This is a genomic window from Williamwhitmania taraxaci (genome assembly GCF_900096565.1).
In the GTDB taxonomy this organism is placed as follows: Bacteria; Bacteroidota; Bacteroidia; order Bacteroidales; family Williamwhitmaniaceae; genus Williamwhitmania; species Williamwhitmania taraxaci.
This window is the reverse complement of record NZ_FMYP01000002.1, coordinates 1-18,299: the sequence shown is the minus strand read 5'-3', so window position 1 is coordinate 18,299 and position 18,299 is coordinate 1. Positions and strand designations below refer to the sequence as shown.

The 18,299-nt window shown below is 42.8% G+C and carries 16 protein-coding genes, 2 tRNA genes and 1 pseudogene; 9 read left to right on the top strand and 10 right to left on the bottom strand.

What is annotated here, in order from left to right; all coding sequences use genetic code 11:
* Positions 1-359: 359 nt before the first annotated feature.
* From BLS65_RS00825 to BLS65_RS00795, 7 genes are all read right to left on the bottom strand, one after another.
* The gene (locus BLS65_RS00825; RefSeq protein WP_092434531.1) at positions 360-1,652 is read right to left on the bottom strand and encodes a nucleotide sugar dehydrogenase; all 1,293 of its coding nucleotides are present in this window, start codon (positions 1,650-1,652) and stop codon (positions 360-362) included.
* Positions 1,653-1,677: 25 nt separating this feature from the next.
* On the bottom strand, positions 1,678-2,631 hold the full coding sequence (locus tag BLS65_RS00820) for a Gfo/Idh/MocA family oxidoreductase (protein ID WP_092434295.1): 954 nt from the start codon (positions 2,629-2,631) through the stop codon (positions 1,678-1,680).
* A gap of 2 nt (positions 2,632-2,633) precedes the next feature.
* The gene (locus BLS65_RS00815) at positions 2,634-3,212 is read right to left on the bottom strand and encodes an acyltransferase (protein WP_092434292.1); all 579 of its coding nucleotides are present in this window, start codon (positions 3,210-3,212) and stop codon (positions 2,634-2,636) included.
* A gap of 99 nt (positions 3,213-3,311) precedes the next feature.
* Positions 3,312-4,445 carry a DegT/DnrJ/EryC1/StrS family aminotransferase gene (locus tag BLS65_RS00810; RefSeq protein WP_092434289.1) on the bottom strand — a complete coding sequence of 378 codons (1,134 nt, stop codon included), beginning with the start codon at positions 4,443-4,445 and terminating at the stop codon, positions 3,312-3,314.
* 207 nt (positions 4,446-4,652) lie between these two features.
* Complete coding sequence (rny, locus tag BLS65_RS00805) at positions 4,653-6,188, bottom strand: ribonuclease Y (protein ID WP_092434285.1); 1,536 nt, start codon at positions 6,186-6,188, stop codon at positions 4,653-4,655.
* A gap of 227 nt (positions 6,189-6,415) precedes the next feature.
* Entirely contained in the window at positions 6,416-6,721 is a 306-nt protein-coding gene (locus BLS65_RS00800) for a cell division protein ZapA (protein WP_092434282.1), read from the bottom strand.
* Positions 6,722-6,733: 12 nt separating this feature from the next.
* Positions 6,734-7,027 carry a hypothetical protein gene (locus BLS65_RS00795; RefSeq protein ID WP_092434278.1) on the bottom strand — a complete coding sequence of 98 codons (294 nt, stop codon included), beginning with the start codon at positions 7,025-7,027 and terminating at the stop codon, positions 6,734-6,736.
* 155 nt (positions 7,028-7,182) lie between these two features.
* Between BLS65_RS00795 and BLS65_RS00790 the strand changes: the two genes are divergently transcribed.
* The 9 genes from BLS65_RS00790 to BLS65_RS00750 all read left to right on the top strand — a co-directional run bounded on the left by BLS65_RS00790 (position 7,183) and on the right by BLS65_RS00750 (position 15,562).
* The gene (locus BLS65_RS00790; RefSeq protein WP_092434274.1) at positions 7,183-8,925 is read left to right on the top strand and encodes a M23 family metallopeptidase; all 1,743 of its coding nucleotides are present in this window, start codon (positions 7,183-7,185) and stop codon (positions 8,923-8,925) included.
* A gap of 68 nt (positions 8,926-8,993) precedes the next feature.
* Complete coding sequence (locus BLS65_RS00785) at positions 8,994-9,689, top strand: hypothetical protein (protein ID WP_125869716.1); 696 nt, start codon at positions 8,994-8,996, stop codon at positions 9,687-9,689.
* 3 nt (positions 9,690-9,692) lie between these two features.
* Positions 9,693-10,775, top strand: a complete 1,083-nt coding sequence (locus tag BLS65_RS00780) for an anhydro-N-acetylmuramic acid kinase (protein WP_092434268.1) — start codon at positions 9,693-9,695, stop codon at positions 10,773-10,775.
* Positions 10,776-10,880: 105 nt separating this feature from the next.
* A complete protein-coding gene (locus tag BLS65_RS00775) occupies positions 10,881-12,629 on the top strand; it encodes a dipeptidase (protein ID WP_092434265.1) in 1,749 nt (582 codons plus the stop codon).
* A 184-nt stretch (positions 12,630-12,813) separates the two neighbouring features.
* Entirely contained in the window at positions 12,814-13,179 is a 366-nt protein-coding gene (gene rplS / locus BLS65_RS00770; protein ID WP_092434262.1) for a 50S ribosomal protein L19, read from the top strand.
* Positions 13,180-13,381: 202 nt separating this feature from the next.
* Positions 13,382-13,455: transfer RNA gene (locus BLS65_RS00765), tRNA-Arg, on the top strand.
* A gap of 278 nt (positions 13,456-13,733) precedes the next feature.
* Positions 13,734-13,807, top strand: a tRNA-Arg gene (locus BLS65_RS00760).
* Positions 13,808-14,374: 567 nt separating this feature from the next.
* Complete coding sequence (locus tag BLS65_RS00755; protein ID WP_092434259.1) at positions 14,375-15,103, top strand: CPBP family intramembrane glutamic endopeptidase; 729 nt, start codon at positions 14,375-14,377, stop codon at positions 15,101-15,103.
* A gap of 6 nt (positions 15,104-15,109) precedes the next feature.
* Positions 15,110-15,562, top strand: coding sequence for a methyltransferase family protein (locus BLS65_RS00750; protein WP_092434256.1), 453 nt, complete (start codon positions 15,110-15,112; stop codon positions 15,560-15,562).
* A gap of 60 nt (positions 15,563-15,622) precedes the next feature.
* Here the strand turns inward: BLS65_RS00750 and nrfA are convergent, their stop codons facing one another.
* From nrfA to BLS65_RS18145, 3 genes and pseudogenes are all read right to left on the bottom strand, one after another.
* Positions 15,623-17,125, bottom strand: coding sequence for an ammonia-forming cytochrome c nitrite reductase (gene nrfA / locus BLS65_RS00745; RefSeq protein ID WP_092434254.1), 1,503 nt, complete (start codon positions 17,123-17,125; stop codon positions 15,623-15,625).
* A 21-nt stretch (positions 17,126-17,146) separates the two neighbouring features.
* On the bottom strand, positions 17,147-17,746 hold the full coding sequence (gene nrfH / locus BLS65_RS00740) for a cytochrome c nitrite reductase small subunit (protein WP_092434251.1): 600 nt from the start codon (positions 17,744-17,746) through the stop codon (positions 17,147-17,149).
* A gap of 242 nt (positions 17,747-17,988) precedes the next feature.
* Positions 17,989-18,299: pseudogene (locus tag BLS65_RS18145) on the bottom strand (transposase); the annotation flags it as partial.

Sequence of the window (18,299 nt, the reverse complement as noted above, 5' to 3'; positions counted from 1 at the left end):
GCAAACAAAATCAACCAAAATGAGGATTCGTCAAGTATTTTCAATTGTTTATCAAGAAGGATCGTAGGACAAATAACTCAAGGTAAGGATTCCAACTGATTATTCTTGGATTTGAAAAAAACAAAGCATATTACAAATTGGAATAAACTATAATAGTTGCGTCTCTTTGTGAAGAAAATAGGTGCTATTTTTAAAATCGCGCAAAATATTACAAGTATTGCCTATAAAACTGCATTAAAAACAAAAATAGGATATTTGAGCAAATTGAGATTCTATAATTTCCAACGTGCGAAAATAATTCACACTGAGTTGCACTGTAAAAACTCAGTGCAACTCAGCGTAATTAAAACATCGCCAAATTATAGGCTCCAGTAAGTAAACGAGTTCACCTTACTCTTGAAAATCCCCTTCACGTCCACAAATACGCAACCCTTGGCAGCATACCTCTTGAACCACTCCTCGGTAAGGCCAACATACTGCTGATGGCTAACGGCAACCAGAATAGCATCGTAAAGGCCAGTGGGTTCAGTGGCCATGGTTATCCCATACTCCTCATGCACCTCGTGAGCATCGGCAAAGGCATCGATTACGTCCACATTAAGTACGCCAAATGAATGGAGTTCCTTGTAAATATCAATCACCTTGGAGTTGCGAATATCGCTTACATTTTCCTTAAAGGTAAAGCCCATGATTAGCACCCGTGCATCCTTGGGATTCTTATCTGCAGCAATCATCTTCTTTACCGTTTGCTTGGCCACGTAGCCGCCCATGGAGTCGTTGGTAAACCGTCCTGCGCTTATTATTTGAGGGTGGTATCCCAGCTGCTTTGCCTTGTAAACAAGATAGTATGGATCGACTCCGATACAATGTCCCCCAACCAATCCGGGGAAGAACTTTAGAAAGTTCCACTTGGTTCCGGCTGCCTCCAGCACCTCATAGGTATTTATCCCCATCCTGTTGAAGATAATGGAGAGCTCGTTCATAAACGCGATGTTGATGTCGCGCTGGGTATTCTCAATAATCTTAGCTGCTTCGGCCACCTTAATGCTGCTGGCGCGGTGCACCCCTGCCTGAATAATCATCTCGTAGGTTTTGGCTATCTCCTCGGCTGATTCGGCATCGCAGCCCGAGGTAACTTTTTTTATTTTCACTAGGGTGTGCTCTTTGTCGCCTGGGTTTATGCGCTCGGGTGAGAACCCCACCTTGAAATCGACCATATACTTCAACCCCGATAGCTCCTCCAAAATCGGCACACAATCCTCCTCTGTGCAGCCGGGGTATACCGTTGACTCATAAACAACGTAATCACCTTTCTTTAGCACTTTTGCAACGGTACGCGTAGCGGCTAAAACCGGCGTTAAATCGGGAAGGTTATGCTCATCGATTGGAGTAGGAACTGCTACCACATAAAATTTCGCTTGGCGCAAATCCTCAGTGCTACATGTTAATAGGATATCGCATCCCTTAAACGCTTCCGATTCCAACTCCTTGCTGGGATCAATTCCCTTTTTCATGAGGTCCACTCGGTCTGGCCTAATATCAAAACCAACAACCGAAATCTTGCGAGCAAACTCGAGGGCAATAGGTAGCCCTACATAACCTAAGCCTATTACGGCTAGTTTTTCCTTTTTAGAAACGAGATCTTGATAAATCATGCTCTATAGTGTTATGGAGGTTTTACTTTTTGCAAAAGGGATGATAATCGCCAGTTAAGCCAGCAGGCTTAAAGTTGCGTATGTTGTAGGCCATTTGAATCGAAGTCCTTGCATCGGCTAGGCCAAACCCCATTCCGGCAATAATATTGCGGTAACTCTCGGTATGCAGATCAGTAAACCCTTCAGAGAACTCGATCTCCTTTCCCTCCATGGTAATAGAGCGGAAGGTGCGCTGCCCTTTAAGCTTGACAGCCTCTGGTATATCGTTATAGTCAACGCTCAAGAACCAACGAACCCGCGCCTTTTTTAAACGTAAAAATCCGGCAGCACGCTCTGGCTCCGACAGGTGAACAACGCTCTCCTGTGGTTCACCAAAAACCCAGCTGAGCATGTCGAAAAAGTGAATGCCAATGTTGGTGGCCACGCCGCCTGATTTTTGAATATCGCCCTTCCACGAAACGAAATACCAGTTACCTCGACTCGTAATGTAGGAAAGATCTACATCGAACACCTTATCTGCAGGGGCCTTGGCCACCTCTTCCCGAAGCGCAATAATTGCTGGGTGCAGGCGAAGCTGCAGTATGGTGTTCACCTTACGGCCCGTCTCCTTCTCAATCTCCTCAAGGGCGTCCACATTCCAAGGGTTAAGCACCAGCGGCTTTTCGCAGATGGCGTCGGCACCCTGGCGCAGCGCAAAGCGGATATGGGAGTCGTGCAAATAGTTTGGCGTGCAGATACTCACATAGTCGATCTTTGTACCCTGGCGCTTCAACTTGTCGAAGTGACGATCGAACCGCTCAAACTCCACAAAGAAATCCGATTTTGGAAAAAAACTATCCATAATTCCTACGCTATCGAACTTGTCGAGCGCAGCAACGAGATTATTCCCGGTATCTTTAATTGCCTTCAGATGGCGCGATGCGATATATCCAGAGGCACCAATTAGTCCAAAATTCAATACTTTTTTTTCAGTCATTACTATGCAATTTTTTCAACAAAACCGTCTTTTAAAATATATCGATCACTGCTTTCGGGGCAAGTGGCCTCCCCTTGGGCGTTAAACACCAGCTTGTGTCCAAACTCGCTCATCCAGCCGGTTTGCCGCGCTGGGTTTCCCACCACCAAGGCGTATGGCTTGACCTCTTTCGTCACCACGGCACCGGCACCAATAAAGGCATACTTGCCAATGTTGTGGCCGCACACAATGGTAGCGTTTGCACCAATGGACACACCCTGCCCAACGATGGTCTTCAGATACTGATCCCTGCGGTTTACAGCACTTCGAGGATTTATAACGTTGGTAAATACCATAGAGGGGCCCAAAAACACATCGTCCTCACAAATGACACCCGTGTATATAGATACGTTATTTTGAACCTTTACATTTTTCCCCAGTATTACTTCAGGCGAAATCACCACATTTTGGCCGATATTGCACCCATCGCCAATGATACACCCAGCCATAATATGGCTAAAATGCCATACCCGAGTGCCCTTTCCAATAATACACCCTGGGTCGATTACGGCCGTTTCGTGGGCGATATACTCCTTTTCCATTGCAATAATCTTTGTTTTAGTTTGAAGGCCTAACGCAACAGTTGTAAAGCGTAACGGTTACAACCATTCTTTTAACAATTCGGCACTCCAATACTTATTCTATTCAAAGTAACTGATAATTGTTGCCGCAATATACTCCTGAACTTCAGCGGTTAACTCTGTATGCATGGGCAGCGAAAAAACACTTCCACAGAGCAGATCTGTAACGGGAAAATCCCTATTTCGGGCGCTCTTTTGGTACTCTGCAAAAGCAACCTGGCTATGGAGCGGAACCGGGTAGTAAACCATAGCAGGAATACCCTTGGAAGATAAATATTTTATCAGTTCGGTCCTATCGCCCTGCAGCAACAGAAGCGTGTACTGGTGAAAAATATGGGTGGAGAAAGTTGCGCGGCTCGGAGTTTTAATTTGTGCACAACCACCAAACAGCTGTTCGTAACGATCGGCTGCATCGATTCTCGCCTGATTATAAGCGTCGAGGTGCTTGAGTTTTACCCGTAGGATAGCCGCCTGAATGGTATCGAGCCGCGAGTTCATACCTATGCGGTCGTGGTGGTAGCGCACCTTCATGCCGTGGTTCGAAATGGAGCGGATTTCCTCGGCCAGCGCATCGTCGTTGGTGAAGAGGGCTCCACCGTCGCCGTAACAGCCCAAATTCTTTGAGGGAAAAAAGGAAGTAGAACCAATGTGCCCAATGGTTCCGGCCTTGACCGTTCTTCCATCAGAAAAGGTATAGTCGGTGCCCAGTGCCTGTGCCACATCCTCGATAACAAATAGGTTGTGCTTGGTGGCAATGCGCATAATCTCCTCCATATTGGCGCACTGCCCAAACAGGTGAACCGGTATAATCGCCTTTGTTTTAGAGGTAATGGCTCGCTCCAGCGCAACAGTATCCATGTTGTAGGAGTTGGCTTCCACATCGACCAATACAGGAGTCAGCCCCATAAGAGCAACCACCTCCACGGTGGCAATAAAAGTAAAATCGGGCGTGATAACCTCATCACCCGGCTTAAGACCAAGGGCCATGAGGGCTATTTGAAGCGCATCGGTTCCGTTGCCGCAGGCAATTACGTGCTTGCTATTTAGGTAGGTGCCCAGCTCCTGCTGAAAATGGGTTACCGCTTCGCCCTTTATAAACGCAGTAGTATCAATAACCTCTTGAATTCCAGAATCAATTTCACTCTTAATCTTAAGGTATTGACCCTTAAGATCGCACATTACTATATTTTCCATGCCGAAGAGTCTATTTTAGCCTACGAAATTACAAATTTTACACAGAGTACCTAAGACATTTGTCATAAAGTTAGGGGAAAACCTTTTGTAAAATCGAATGCCACCATAAATAAAGTGATGAAGAAAGGTGACAAACAAAACCAATACAAGTTACTACCTACAAAAAAAGCTGCCATAAGGCAGCTTTTTAATGGTATTATTGCTCTGTTACTTTGCAAAACTAATTGCACGAGTTTCCCGAATTACAGTAATTTTCACCTGACCGGGATAGGTCATCTCGTCCTGAATCTTTTGAGCGATGTCGTAGGAAAGTTTCTCGGCTTCTTGATCGGTAACCTTTTCGCTACCAACAATAACACGAAGTTCTCTACCTGCCTGAATAGCAAATGTTTTCAGCACACCAGGGTAAGAAAGAGCAAGATCTTCCATCTCCTTCAAACGCTTGATATAGCTTTCTACTACCTCGCGGCGAGCACCTGGGCGAGCACCTGATATGGCATCACATACTTGCACTAGAGGGGCAAGCAAGGTAGTCATCTCAACTTCGTCATGGTGCGAACCAATGGCATTGCAGATTTCAGGCTTCTCCTTATACTTCTCGGCCAACTTCATACCAAGAATTGCATGTGGCAATTCTGGTTCATCGTCAGGCACTTTACCAATATCATGCAACAGACCTGCGCGCTTAGCGAGCTTGGCATTAAGCCCTAACTCCGAAGCCATTATAGAACAGAGGTTTGCTACCTCACGGGAGTGCTGTAGTAAGTTTTGACCGTATGAGGAACGATACTTCATTTTTCCAATTAGCCTGATTATCTCAGGATGGAGACCGTGAATACCGAGATCGATGGTGGTACGTTTTCCTACCTCAACAATCTCCTCCTCTATTTGCTTTTGTACCTTTGCCACAACCTCTTCGATACGGGCAGGATGGATTCTACCATCGGTAACCAACTGGTGAAGGGCAAGACGAGCAATCTCGCGACGAACAGGATCGAAAGCAGAAAGGATAATTGCCTCTGGGGTATCATCCACAATAATTTCAACACCAGTAGCCGCTTCTAGAGCCCGAATATTGCGACCTTCCCGACCAATGATTCTACCTTTAATCTCATCCGATTCAATGTGGAATACAGTAACCGAGTTCTCAATTGCCGACTCAGTAGCAACGCGCTGAATGGTTTGCACCACAATGCGTTTTGCTTCCTTGTTGGCCGTCATCTTTGCCTCATCCATTGTTTCGTTGATGTAGGACATGGCGGCAGTTTTGGCTTCAGCCTTTAAATTCTCAATCAATTGATTTTTAGCCTCATCGACAGAAATACCAGATAGCGTTTCAAGTTTCTCTACCTGCAATCTATGCAAACGATCGAGTTCCTCGGTACGCTTCTCAACGATCTCAATTTGACCAGTGAGGTTACTACGGATGGCATCAACTTCCTTTTTAGTGCGCTGATACTCCTCTTGTTTTTGAGAGAGGGCCGTTTCCTTTTGTTTCAACCGCATTTCGAACTGAACCATCCGGTTGTTTTTCTCATTAAAGACCTTCTCGCTCTCCGATTTTAGTTGTAAAAACTTATCCTTTGCCTGAAGTATTTTCTCTTTTCGAATAACCTCTGCTTCTGTTTCGGCTGCCCTAATTATTGATTGCCGCTTCTTGCGGAGCACAAAGCTGAACAGCAAGTAAGAGACTATAATCCCTCCCAATAAGGCTATGCCTGCCGCTATTATCGTATATACCATAAACACGTTTATATATTGTTAAACAAAAAATGCCCGCAAAGTCCCCTAATGTATTAGAAACCCCAAAAAAAATGGGTGGAGCTGCCAAATAATCTCAACCTTCCAACGTCCCCCGGAGGGAATCCCAACCGAAGTTGGTACTAGGCCTGGTTTCGAAAGTATGAGCTTAACTCCAAAAGCAAAAATGTTGAGTTTCGCCACAATTATAGGAAACTATGCGGGCAATGCTATTTAAAAGAACCTATTTTACGCTCAATAAAATCATCCAAATCCCTCTCCAAATCCGACAAACCTTCCAAAACAGGATTTACATCCATTTTCTCTTCCCGGTCAAGCATTCGAATCACAAACTGTAACGATGCCATCGCCAAAAAATCTTGAGTATCCTTGTCGGTGTATCGCTGCTTATACTGCAAAACCCTATCGTTAATCATCTTAGCCGCTCTTCGAATTTTCTCCTCATCCGATCTGTCGATCTTTAGCGGATAATAACGCTCGGCTACGTTTACCTTTATAGATAGTTTATCTTCCATTCGTCCTTCGGGCTATCGATTTAAAAGGGCAATACACTTGTCAATTTCCCGCACAATTCGGTTAATCTTCAACTTCGCATCATGAGCATCATCACTACCGGAAGCAAATGTTTTTGCCACCATCAATGTTTCCGTTTTTCGTTCCAACTGCTCTATGATCTCATCCTTTTTACGTAACTGCTCTGTGAGTTGTTCTTTTTCTTGTAAGAATTCATTGTTTGAGGCTTGCAACTGCTCAAAGGCATCAAGCAATGTTGATAACTTTTCTCTTAATCGAGTAACAACTACATCGCCAGTTTCGTTCATGGGATCAGTTAATATTAACTACACAAAGTTAGCACAGGTTCTTCAAATAATCAAAAAAAAAATTATACTTGTTCCGCCAAAGTAACATTTTTTTTGAGGTATTTGCTAATTACCGATCAATATAATCTGAATCTGAACTCATTCTATAATTCACAATGAAATCGAAAATATTTTTCTGCACTACTTTTTGCATAGCATTTTCCCTTAACTCACCCCTACAAGCCCAAAATAAAAATGAAGGATTTGGAAATCCACTTCCACAAAGCAGCAGTATTTCGGCAGTTTTTGGAGAACCAAGAAACAACCACTTTCACTCGGGCATTGATTTTCGAACCAACCGCGATACTGGGATGGTTGTTATTGCGCCCTACGACGGATGGATAACAAGAATTAAAGTTGGGTATACAGGATACGGAAACGCCCTTTACCTCGACCATCGAAACGGATATTCTACTGTTTATGGACACTTGGAGAGATTTGCTCCTGTGGTAGAAAAATTCATCGAAGATTGCCGATACATCTCCCAAAAGAATGACTTGGAAGAATTTCCTGATAATGAACGTCTTTGTGTAAAGAAAGGAGATACCATTGCCTATTCCGGAAATACAGGAGGATCAACAGGACCTCACCTCCACTACGAAATCAGAAGGACGAAAACACAAAATCCAATCGATCCTATTGCCAGCGGTTTATATTCCCTACCAGACAATATTGCACCTGAAATAAGTAAACTTATAATTTATGATGTAGTAGAAATTGACGGCTCTTACTTCTATAGGCGGTTTAGTGCGCTCAAAGTTCACAAAGAAAAGGCTGGCGTCTATTCTGTAAATACCGATGGAATTAATGCGCTACCTAAAAACATTGCGTTTGGAATAATGGCCGAGGATAGAATTAACGATCAGAGGGGCACCTTTGCAATTGCTGCTACAACATTACGAATTAATGGAATAGAGCACTTTGCCTATATTATCAACGAGTTTAGCTATACTGAAACCCGATTCGCAAATGCCTTTATCGATTATGCAGCAAAAAAAGAGAAATTTGGGGAAATTGTGAAACTTTTTTCCGAATCCAATTGCCCTCTTTCGATCTATGAGAAAAACGTCAACAACGGCACCGTTGCAGTGGATACAAATAAAAAAACACTGTTTGAAATCAATACAATGGATCATAACGGCAACGAGACCTTTCTTCGATTTTCTTTAGCATCAAAAAGAACAACAGCAAGTTTGCTTCCCTCAATCAGCAACCCAGACCGGATGACGATTGCACTTCCAACAGCACAATCACAACTACACCATAGAGGCGTAAAGGTTACTATACCAGCCAAAGCGCTTTATGGCCCAAGCGTTGTGGAAATAAGAGATTCCGATTTAATAGGATTACAAGCCATAAGCAGATCATTTTCAATCGGACCAAACACCATTCCCCTACAAAAAGCCATAAAGATTGAGGTTAACCTTGGAGCAATGGGGGTTAATACAATGGATAGGATCTACTTAGCAAGACTCCAAGGAGCAAAAGGGATTGCGTTTATTGGGAATGCGATAAACGACTCCACTATTGTAGCAGATACGCGTGAGTTTGGTACGTTTGCGGTTGCTAGAGATACCACCCCTCCCCTGATCAAAACCAAAAACTTTGTTGACGGAGAAGTAGTCTCCGATCAAAAATATCTGTTTTTTGAAATCGACGACTTGGGATCAGGAATTGCCGGTTTCCAAGCATATATCGATAACGAATGGGCTGCTATTGATTATGAACCAAAAGAGAAAACTTTACGGTACAAACTTAGATCAAATCGAGTCCAGCCTGGGATTTCACATATTATTCGAGTTGTTTGTAACGACAACACTGGCAATGTTTCTGAAGTTATAACCAACTTTATCTGGTAAAAATCTTTGCAAGAAGTTAGAGGTTACTATAAATATGGTATTTTAGCCAAACATAAATTACTACCAATATGAATAAAATATTTTTAGCATTAATTGTTTGCCTTACGTCTGTAATGGTAACCCATGCAGCACCTAAGACTCCAAAATATAACAATAAGCAGATAGCCCTTTTTTCTTATACGCTTTCCCTTGATCAACCCGTGCGAGAGGTCCTCAACAAGCATCTCTCCCTCTTTGAAGCGAATCCCAAGGTAGATCCAATTGAAAGAAAGCTCCGTAACCAAATTTATTATCTACTGAAAGAAAGACTTGAGAAGGAAATCGGATTAGTCTTTCTACCTATCGAAAGTTTTCAAAATGCTATCAGTTACGATAATTTTGGATTTCCATCGGATAACATAAGTAGGGTGATTCGAGTTGGTACTTCTCGTCTTTACTATAAAATAGAAATCACAATATCTTCAGGAGATCAAAGTAGTAGCGGCAACTCTTCCAGGAAAAACAAAACCAGCAAAAATGAGGAGCTGGAAGCATTGAACATATTCAGACCATCGATTTCTATTCTGATGACCATATTCAATAATAAGGGTATTATTCCAATTGATAAGTTTCAAGGAATTGGGAGTGCTATCGAGGCGCTTCCAACCGATGCAACTCTCTTAAACGGATTAGTAAACGAAGAACCGTATGAAGAAAGAAACAACTTGATGGGAGTTGCCAACGAAGCGGTCACCGACCTCATTGTTAACATGCAGCTTAAATAGTTTATGCAAAAGGAATTCGTTGCTCTCGGTCTAATGTCTGGCACCTCGCTCGACGGAGTCGATTTGGCACTTTGCCACTTTTCCCTTATCGATGATCAATGGAACTATTCCATTGAGAAGGCAGAAACGTTCCCTTATTCCACTGCATGGGAGAAAAAACTGAGGGAAGCCAACCAGCTTCCCTCCATTGAATTATTACAACTTCATAGTGAATATGGGCAATATCTAGGCACCCTTTGTGATAATTTCTTGAGCCAGAATAACCATCGACCTACGTTGATAGCATCCCACGGTCATACGATTTTTCATCAACCGCATAACGGCTTTACCTTTCAGTTGGGACATGGTAGCGCCATTGCAAACGCGACAGGGATCGACACGGTATGGGATTTCCGCTCGGGGGATGTCTTACTTGGAGGACAAGGCGCGCCGCTGGTTCCTATTGGGGATCGACTGCTATTTCCAGCCTATGATATTTGCCTAAATCTTGGTGGTTTTGGTAATATCTCCTTCCAATCAGGTGAGAATAGAATTGCCTTTGATACCACCGTTGTAAATATGGCTCTCAACGATTTGGCTGGAGAAGTTGGCCAATGCTACGATAAGAATGGAGAACTAGGCAGAAATGGGTCTTTAATTCCCAACTTGCTACAAGATCTTAACGAGTTGGATTATTACTCAACAACAGGGCCAAAATCGCTAGGAAGAGAGTGGTATTTAAGTTCGTTCAAACCAATCATCAATAAGTATCTCAATTATTCAACAGAAGATCGAATACATACCATTTACGACCATATTGCCGATCAAACCGTAAATGCTTTTAAGACTACTGGCGCTCACAATGCTCTTATTACAGGAGGAGGGGCTAAAAACGGGTATTTAATCTCCCTATTGAAATCCAAATCCAGTATACCATTAACGCTACCCGATGAGAGCACGATAGACTTTAAGGAAGCCCTGATTTTTGCTTTTCTTGGTATCCTATTCTTCGAAGGAATTGAGGGTAGTCTTGCATCTGTTACGGGTGCAAGCAGCAACAGTATTGCAGGGGTAGTTTCAAAAGGATGTAAATTAAACCGTAGCTAAACCACCGAACAAATAAACGGTCAAATAGCAGACAAATTAAAGCAGTAAACAAAATCACTCTTACACTATTTTTCAATCTAATAAATTAACATCTAACCCTATACCATGAGAAAAACAATCATCAAAGCCACAAGTGTAGCCCTGCTAGGGTTATTACTTCAGGCAAGTTCAACGATGGCTTGCACCAACTTTTTAATCACAAAGGGGGCCTCGAAGGATGGTTCCACCATAATTTCCTATTCAGCCGACTCGCACGTACTATATGGTGAACTTTACTTCCGGCCGGCTAGGACCTATTCAGCAGGAACCTTTAGGCTCATCACCGAATGGGATACAGGTAAGCCCCTTGGTAAAATTGCTCAGGTAGCACAAACCTACAGTGGTGTGGGCAACATGAACGAGTACCAAGTAACCATTGGTGAGACTACTTATGGAGGTAGAGAAGAACTTGTAGATACTACTGCAATTATTGACTATGGCAGCCTTATCTATATCGCTCTAGAACGTTCGAAAACTGCTCGTGAGGCAATTAAAGTAATGGCAGAACTTATTGCTGAGTATGGATATGCCTCCGAAGGAGAATCATTCTCAATTGCTGACCCAAATGAAGTTTGGATACTTGAGATGATTGGCAAAGGAACGAACATGGTAACGAACAAAAAAACCAAAATTGCATCAAATACAAATAGAGGAGCAGTTTGGGTTGCAGTTCGCATTCCAGATGGTTATGTTTCGGGCCATGCCAACCAAGCGCGTATTCGTCAATTCACCCTCGAGAATATGAAAACATCCATTTCTTCTAAGAATATGGATAAGATCAATGAACCAGGAATCGAAATTGTTTATGCAGCCGACGTAATCACCTTTGCTCGTGAGAAAAAATACTTTACTGGCGAAGACAAAGATTTCAGCTTCTCCGACACCTATGCTCCGGTTGATTTTAGTGCTGCTCGCTTCTGCGAGATACGTGTATGGTCAATGTTCAAAGAAATTAACCCCGACATGCAGCAATACCTTGATTATGTGAAGGGCGAAAACCTACAGAACCGTATGCCTCTGTATGTTAAACCAGACAGAAAAATTTCCGTTCACGATGTAATGACATTCATGCGCGACCATCTTGAAGGAACGGAGTTGGATATGTCGGCCGACATAGGAGCTGGTCCACACCACCTTCCTTACCGTTGGAGACCAATGACATGGAGCTATAATGGCCAGAACTACTGCCATGAAAGAGCCACTGCAACCCAACAAACCGGTTGGAGCTATGTAGCTCAAATGCGCAGCTGGTTACCACGCGAAATTGGTGGTATTCTTTGGTTTGGGGTTGACGATGCAGCTTCTACAGTATATTCCCCAATGTATTGCAGCATGACACGCGTTCCCGAAGCATTTGCTGTTGGTAATGGCGACATGATGACCTATAGCCCAACGTCCGCACACTGGATATTTAACAGGGTTTCGAACTTTGCTTACCTTCGCTACGATGCCATGCACACCGACGTTGCAAAAGTTCAATCCGACCTAGAATCTAAGTATCTGGCACTAACCGCCGCTATCGACAATGGAGCCAAAATGCTTTATGATACCGACCCAAAATTGGCTGTCGAGTTTCTAACAGACTACAGCGTTAACACTGGAAATTCAACAGTAAAACGGTGGGAAGAACTTAGCAACTACCTCCTTGTAAAGTATATGGATGGTAATGTTAAGAAGGAAAAGGATGGCAAGTTTATGGATAATGGCTATGGAATGATGGTTTCCCCAAACCAGCCTGCGCTGCCTGAATGGTGGAAGAAAAAGATTGTGGAAGATACCGGTAACGAGAAAAAAGTTATTGGTGCTGCACACTAGATTAAAAATAAAGAAGGCGGTGATAAACCGCCTTCTTTATTTACACCCAACAAAAGATAAATTATCACCTAAATGCATTTGCATTTAAAGCAAAAAGCGCTACATTTGCGGCTCGAAATGGAATCTCTTACCAGAACTAAGGTGTCTGTAATATTCCACTAACGCTTACCAAACTAACAATGCAATGGAAGAATTAATTAAAATTGCGGAAGCAGCATTTGAGAATGTGGGTCAGAAAGAATACCCAAATTTCAAGAGTGGCGATACCATTACCGTTGATTACAAAATCAAAGAGGGAAACAAAGAACGTGTTCAAAGTTTCCGTGGTGTGGTTATCCAAAGAAAAGGTGCTGGTAAGACCCAAACATTTACCATTAGAAAAATATCTAATGGAATCGGTGTAGAGCGAATTATCCCTATCAACTCTCCCTTTATCGACAAGATCGAGTTAAACAAGGCTGGTCGTGTTCGTCGTGCTAGAATTTTCTACATTAGAAAACTCACTGGTAAGAAAGCTAGAATCAAGGAAAAGAGAATGAAAGTAGAATAAAGAAAATCCCGGGTAACCGGGATTTTTTTTTATCCATTACCCTCCGGTCCTAAGTAATGTAAATACAACCCGAATCGGCAAACAAAAAAACTGGTCTAAAATTCAGTCAATTGTAAATATTATTGGCATTCCCATCGTTTTTTCTCAGCAATATTTGGATAATTGAAGGAATTATCCCTATATTTGCACCCGAAATAATCAAGGCCCCGTAGCTTAACTGAATAGAGCATTTGACTACGGATCAGAAGGTTACAGGTTTGAATCCTGTCGGGGTCACTAGAGGATAAGCAGTAATGCTTGTCCTCTTTTGCTTTTACAGAGTTTCGAAGACAGAGTCAATCAAACCTGAGGCCATTAATCGGTTAAAAGCGATCAGAACAACACAGTCGCTACCAAGATCTAATCCTGAACTGTGATTAAACTTGGGAACAAGGAGCCCATTGTGTAGATAAAACCAAAACACTACCAATAAAACGGATAGAAAGGCCGTATTTAGACACACAAGCAGTAGGTGATTAAAAAAATTGAGCTATATTTGCACTCTCAATAACAACGGCCCCGTAGCTTAACTGAATAGAGCATTTGACTACGGATCAGAAGGTTACAGGTTTGAATCCTGTCGGGGTCACTAGAGGATAAGCAGCAATGCTTGTCCTCTTTTGCTTTTCAACCCATTAGCCAAACAGCAAGACAGGATCATGAGCTTTTCGCGAACTAATCCTGTCGGGGTCACTAGAGGATAAGCAGCAATGCTTGTCCTCTTTTGCTTTTCAACCCATTAGCCAAACAGCAAGACAGGTTCAATGGAAAAGAAGTTATGGAGCGGATCAAGTAGGGAACAACTATGGTAATGCTAACCCGTTCCCCTTCCGATGCGCAAAACGCCCACCGAATCATCCACCTTTTTGATGGAAAGGTTGCCATTGAGCAACCCAACTACCACTATGCAGAGGCATAAGAAATTCAAATAAATACTCCCGACACAAACCGATGCGAGGCTTTGGAACAACCAACGGCCTCGCATTTGTTTTTATTTGATTTTTGACGAGTTATATCATGGGAGTTTGAAATCATTGATCAATTTATACTACCTTAATTGCGTCTTAGGTCAGAATTTGTTTTGAAGCATTAGAGTATTGGGATAGTTCAACCGTAATGATGAAAATATAATGCAAACATAATATCTCCCAAGTATATGAAAGCAAAGCAGCATCAGGAAATTCGCCCCTTAGGTCTTGGTTCATCCATCATTATTGCAGGAATAACGTTGGCGGCACTTTTTGGTACCACCAGTATCGCAATTCCGTGGATTACGAAAACGTTCATGCTCGAACCCATAATTTCTTGGTTTATTGCCTCAAGCGTTATTGTTTTCCTTCCAATGCTTCTCGCCACCATTATACTTGTTAGATTAGAGCAAAAGCACCTCACGTGGCAATCGTTTTTGAGCCGAATCCGGTTCAAAACACTAAAGAGTGAGGATTGGTTGTGGATAGGACTTGGGGTGATCCTTATCCTGATTCTGACGGGATTCATCACCGTCCTTTTAAAAGGTATATTCCCGAATATATCAACACAACCTCCATTTTTGGAGATACCAAAGATAAACTCCGACAACCGTTGGATACTGCTGGCTTGGCTGCCTATGTTTTTTTTAAACATTGTAGGCGAGGAGTTTTTTTGGAGGGGCTATATCTTCCCCAAACAGATCAAAGTATTCGGCAAACATACTTGGTTTTACAATGGTATTATATGGTTGGTGTTCCATATTCCCTTTGGACTTAATCTCATTATAATTCTTCTTCCTACCCTATTTATTACCACCTTTGCCTACCAGAAGACCAACAACGTAAAAGTTTCCATAGCTATTCACGCAATAATAAATGGAGCAGGATTTTTAGCCGTAACTCTTGGTTATATTTAACGTCAAATGAACAACCTTGGCACTTTTCTCGCGACCAAAGGCTTAACCTTTTTGCAGTTTGGATTGATTGCAGTATTACTCCTACTTGGACCAATAGTTGCCCATCGAAGTTATCTGCTATTAATCCTACAAGTTTCGGGTATGGTGCTTGGAATCATAGCCATTTTTGCAGTTGGGTTGAATCAATTCTCGGCATATCCTACCCCACGAAACGGGAGTAAACTCATAACGGCTGGGCCATTTAAAATCATCAGAAATCCAATGTATTTAGCGGTATTCCTTTTTACTGTCCCCATCACCCTTGATGGCCCGTCGATGATAAAGGCGGTAGGAATGGTGGCCCTAGCAATAGTAATACTCGCCAAGATTTCGGTTGAGGAGCGATTGCTTGAGAAGCAGTTTAGTGAGTATGAAATTTATAAAAAGCGTAGTTGGCGCTTAATCCCATTTATATATTGATTTGAAAAAAAACGGCCGCGTCCAACAAAGACACGGCCGTTCAACGTTGAAATGAATCAACTACATATTTTTAACCGTATAGGTAGACTCTCGTTCTTTTGCCTTTTGCACCCAACCTGGTACAACTTCCTTCAAAAAGCCTTGTTTTTCTTTTCGAAGCGACTTCATATCGAGGCCAATAACCTCCTGGGCCTTTGCCTTGGTTGATATATCGGGCATTGTAGGTTCAATCAAGACACCGTGCACAGCCAATACACGAGCCAGTGCAATGCGGGCATCCTGAGCTTTTTCAATTCCGTGACCTATAATGCGTGCTGTTTCTAACGGTGCATGGAATGATCCGCCATGGCTAGCCGCCACAAAATCCCACCGCCATTGTGCAGCACGAATTAGTTGGAGAACAGGTGCCATCTCTTTTTCTGTTGCACCTTTATCCCAAGCAGTTTTAGCTTCGAAGTGGGTTCGAGCAAGAATTTTCTCAAGGGTCACTCTGTTTTCGGCCACTTTTGCTTGACGCTCGTAAACATTCGCCACCAACTTTTGGGTTTCTTCACGGTGACAAACCTGGCAAGTGTTAGCCACATTTTGAAGGGGGCTGGTAGCGTGGTGACTGGTAAACTTTACGCCGCCCTCATTTACATACGGCATGTGGCAATCGGCACAGGATACACCTCTATCGTGGTGAACTCCGGTTAAGTATAATTCGTAATCGGGGTGCTGAGCCTTTATCATAGGTGTACGGCTAAGGGAATGCGTCCAGTCGGAGAATTTAGTAGAATCGTAATACGCCTCCATCGATTCCATGGAAGTTCCCTTATCCCAAGGAAAGGTTAGATACTTACCTTCGCCCTTAAAGTAGTATTCCACATGGCACTGTGCGCAAACCAACGATCGCATCTCTTGATGTGTTGCTTTTGTAATATCTTTCCCTTGACGAGCGAAGGCTTCAATCAATGCTGGCCGAGTAATAATCAGATTCATATTCTTAGCATCGTGACAATCGCCGCATCCTATTGGGTTAACGATTTGTGGCCCCAATGCGCCCCACTTCATTTTATAAAACTCGGTAGGTCCTATCTCAGCCATCATACGGGGAACATCGGGGCTTTTGCAAGTCCAGCAAGTACCCGGCATGGGTCCATCGTGATCGTCTTTTGGCGCACCAGTACGAAGTATATTCCGAACGTCGGTAATGGCATAAAAGTGACCGCGGGGTTGATTATACTCCTTTGAGAAAGGATAACCAGCCCAAAGAACAACTAGTTCCGGATAAGCCTCAAGCATATCGGTCTTTCCAGAACCGTTAAACTTACTTTTGAAGGTTGTATCGCTGGTTTTTAGATAGGTATTATACTCCCGTGGGAAGTTCTGGCCCCAAACCTCATTCCTTGGCTCATTTTGAGGATACTCAACCATAGGAGTATAAGCAAAAACCGCTTCCGCACGTCTTTCGATAATGGAGGAGGCCAACATGCCCAATAAGAAAACGACACCCGCCGTTCCTAAAAAGAGAGCCCATCCGAGCCATGGTTTTTCTTTAATCTTATCGCTAATGGTCTTCATATGAATAGGGTTTATAGGGTTCTATTTCTTGTTGGTTTTTTCCTGTTGTATCATCTTCTTCAACCAAGATGGCACAGGACTTTGAGGTAGCGGCACTCGTGCATTGGGCGTGGAAGAGAGTCCATTTACGCGTCCATGGGGTGTATCCCGGTGACACTCCCAGCATAAGCGACCCTTTCGAACCTCTTCAATCATTGGATTTACACTTGTAGTGGTGGCATCGGCAAATAGCTTCTCGTGGCAGCGGATACAGTTCGACTGTACGGCCCACTTACCCGCATCTTTAATCTGAATAACCTGAGGTTCGGCCCTTAAGGTAAATAGGGTTGCATGGCGCATTCCGTCCTTAGCCTTAAAGTAATACATATTAAATACATTATTGTGGGGGACATGACAATCGTTGCAGGTAGCGTAGTTGCGATGAGCGCTGTGACTCCATGTGGAATACTGCGGTGCCATTATATGGCAATTGATACAGGTTTCCGGATTATCGCCTAAATAACTATGAGCCTTTGACAGGTAGAAAGAGAATGCACCAAGACCAAAAAATATCCCAAGGAGAATAACAACTATGAAGTGCCATTGTCCTGGAGGTAAAAAGAAAGAGAGAAGTCTTTTCATGCAGAATTACCTTATATTACTATTGACACAACAAGCGATATCATAATCAAATTATCACTTAGGCAATATAGGATTGTTTCTCAATCGTAACAAGAATATTACAATCATTCGTTTTACCAATCGTTTATAAATAATTAGTCTAGATTAAGCAGTGGGAAAGCCTACAAATGTTACTACATCCCTACTATTGAAAGTGGAAATATTTCTACTCAGGCTCTCCAATAACAATAGTTCGGTAAGATTTATGCCGCAATTTTACCGTAATCCAACAAATCATTGACGATTTTTTTATTTTTTGCGGTGTTTGGGTTTATTGCAAACATACACATAAATCGTTCCAGTAGCAACGCGTTGTTATATAGAGTTTTGTAATTAGCCATTGAGAACGTTTTTTGGAGGTTATCCTTGTTTGAGAGCCAGTCTTGCTTGGCGATATTTACCGCTGTTAGAGCCGCGTTAAAGTGGAAATCGAGCTTATTCTTGCTCCTAGCCTGACAGGTGGTAAGCCCGGTGAACTGCTTGGCATCTCGGTAGAGGAATTCTATTTGAAATC

What these genes read in the sequence shown, in the direction of transcription:
- BLS65_RS00820 (WP_092434295.1), bottom strand. Translation starts at nt 2,631, where the DNA reads ATGACTGAAAAAAAAGTATTGAATTTTGGACTAATTGGTGCCTCTGGA.
- BLS65_RS00815 (WP_092434292.1), bottom strand. Translation starts at nt 3,212, where the DNA reads ATGGAAAAGGAGTATATCGCCCACGAAACGGCCGTAATCGACCCAGGG.
- BLS65_RS00810 (WP_092434289.1), bottom strand. Translation starts at nt 4,445, where the DNA reads ATGGAAAATATAGTAATGTGCGATCTTAAGGGTCAATACCTTAAGATT.
- rny (WP_092434285.1), bottom strand. Translation starts at nt 6,188, where the DNA reads ATGGTATATACGATAATAGCGGCAGGCATAGCCTTATTGGGAGGGATT.
- BLS65_RS00800 (WP_092434282.1), bottom strand. Translation starts at nt 6,721, where the DNA reads ATGGAAGATAAACTATCTATAAAGGTAAACGTAGCCGAGCGTTATTAT.
- BLS65_RS00795 (WP_092434278.1), bottom strand. Translation starts at nt 7,027, where the DNA reads ATGAACGAAACTGGCGATGTAGTTGTTACTCGATTAAGAGAAAAGTTA.
- BLS65_RS00790 (WP_092434274.1), top strand. Translation starts at nt 7,183, where the DNA reads ATGAAATCGAAAATATTTTTCTGCACTACTTTTTGCATAGCATTTTCC.
- BLS65_RS00785 (WP_125869716.1), top strand. Translation starts at nt 8,994, where the DNA reads ATGAATAAAATATTTTTAGCATTAATTGTTTGCCTTACGTCTGTAATG.
- BLS65_RS00780 (WP_092434268.1), top strand. Translation starts at nt 9,693, where the DNA reads ATGCAAAAGGAATTCGTTGCTCTCGGTCTAATGTCTGGCACCTCGCTC.
- BLS65_RS00775 (WP_092434265.1), top strand. Translation starts at nt 10,881, where the DNA reads ATGAGAAAAACAATCATCAAAGCCACAAGTGTAGCCCTGCTAGGGTTA.
- rplS (WP_092434262.1), top strand. Translation starts at nt 12,814, where the DNA reads ATGGAAGAATTAATTAAAATTGCGGAAGCAGCATTTGAGAATGTGGGT.
- BLS65_RS00755 (WP_092434259.1), top strand. Translation starts at nt 14,375, where the DNA reads ATGAAAGCAAAGCAGCATCAGGAAATTCGCCCCTTAGGTCTTGGTTCA.
- BLS65_RS00750 (WP_092434256.1), top strand. Translation starts at nt 15,110, where the DNA reads ATGAACAACCTTGGCACTTTTCTCGCGACCAAAGGCTTAACCTTTTTG.
- nrfA (WP_092434254.1), bottom strand. Translation starts at nt 17,125, where the DNA reads ATGAAGACCATTAGCGATAAGATTAAAGAAAAACCATGGCTCGGATGG.
- nrfH (WP_092434251.1), bottom strand. Translation starts at nt 17,746, where the DNA reads ATGAAAAGACTTCTCTCTTTCTTTTTACCTCCAGGACAATGGCACTTC.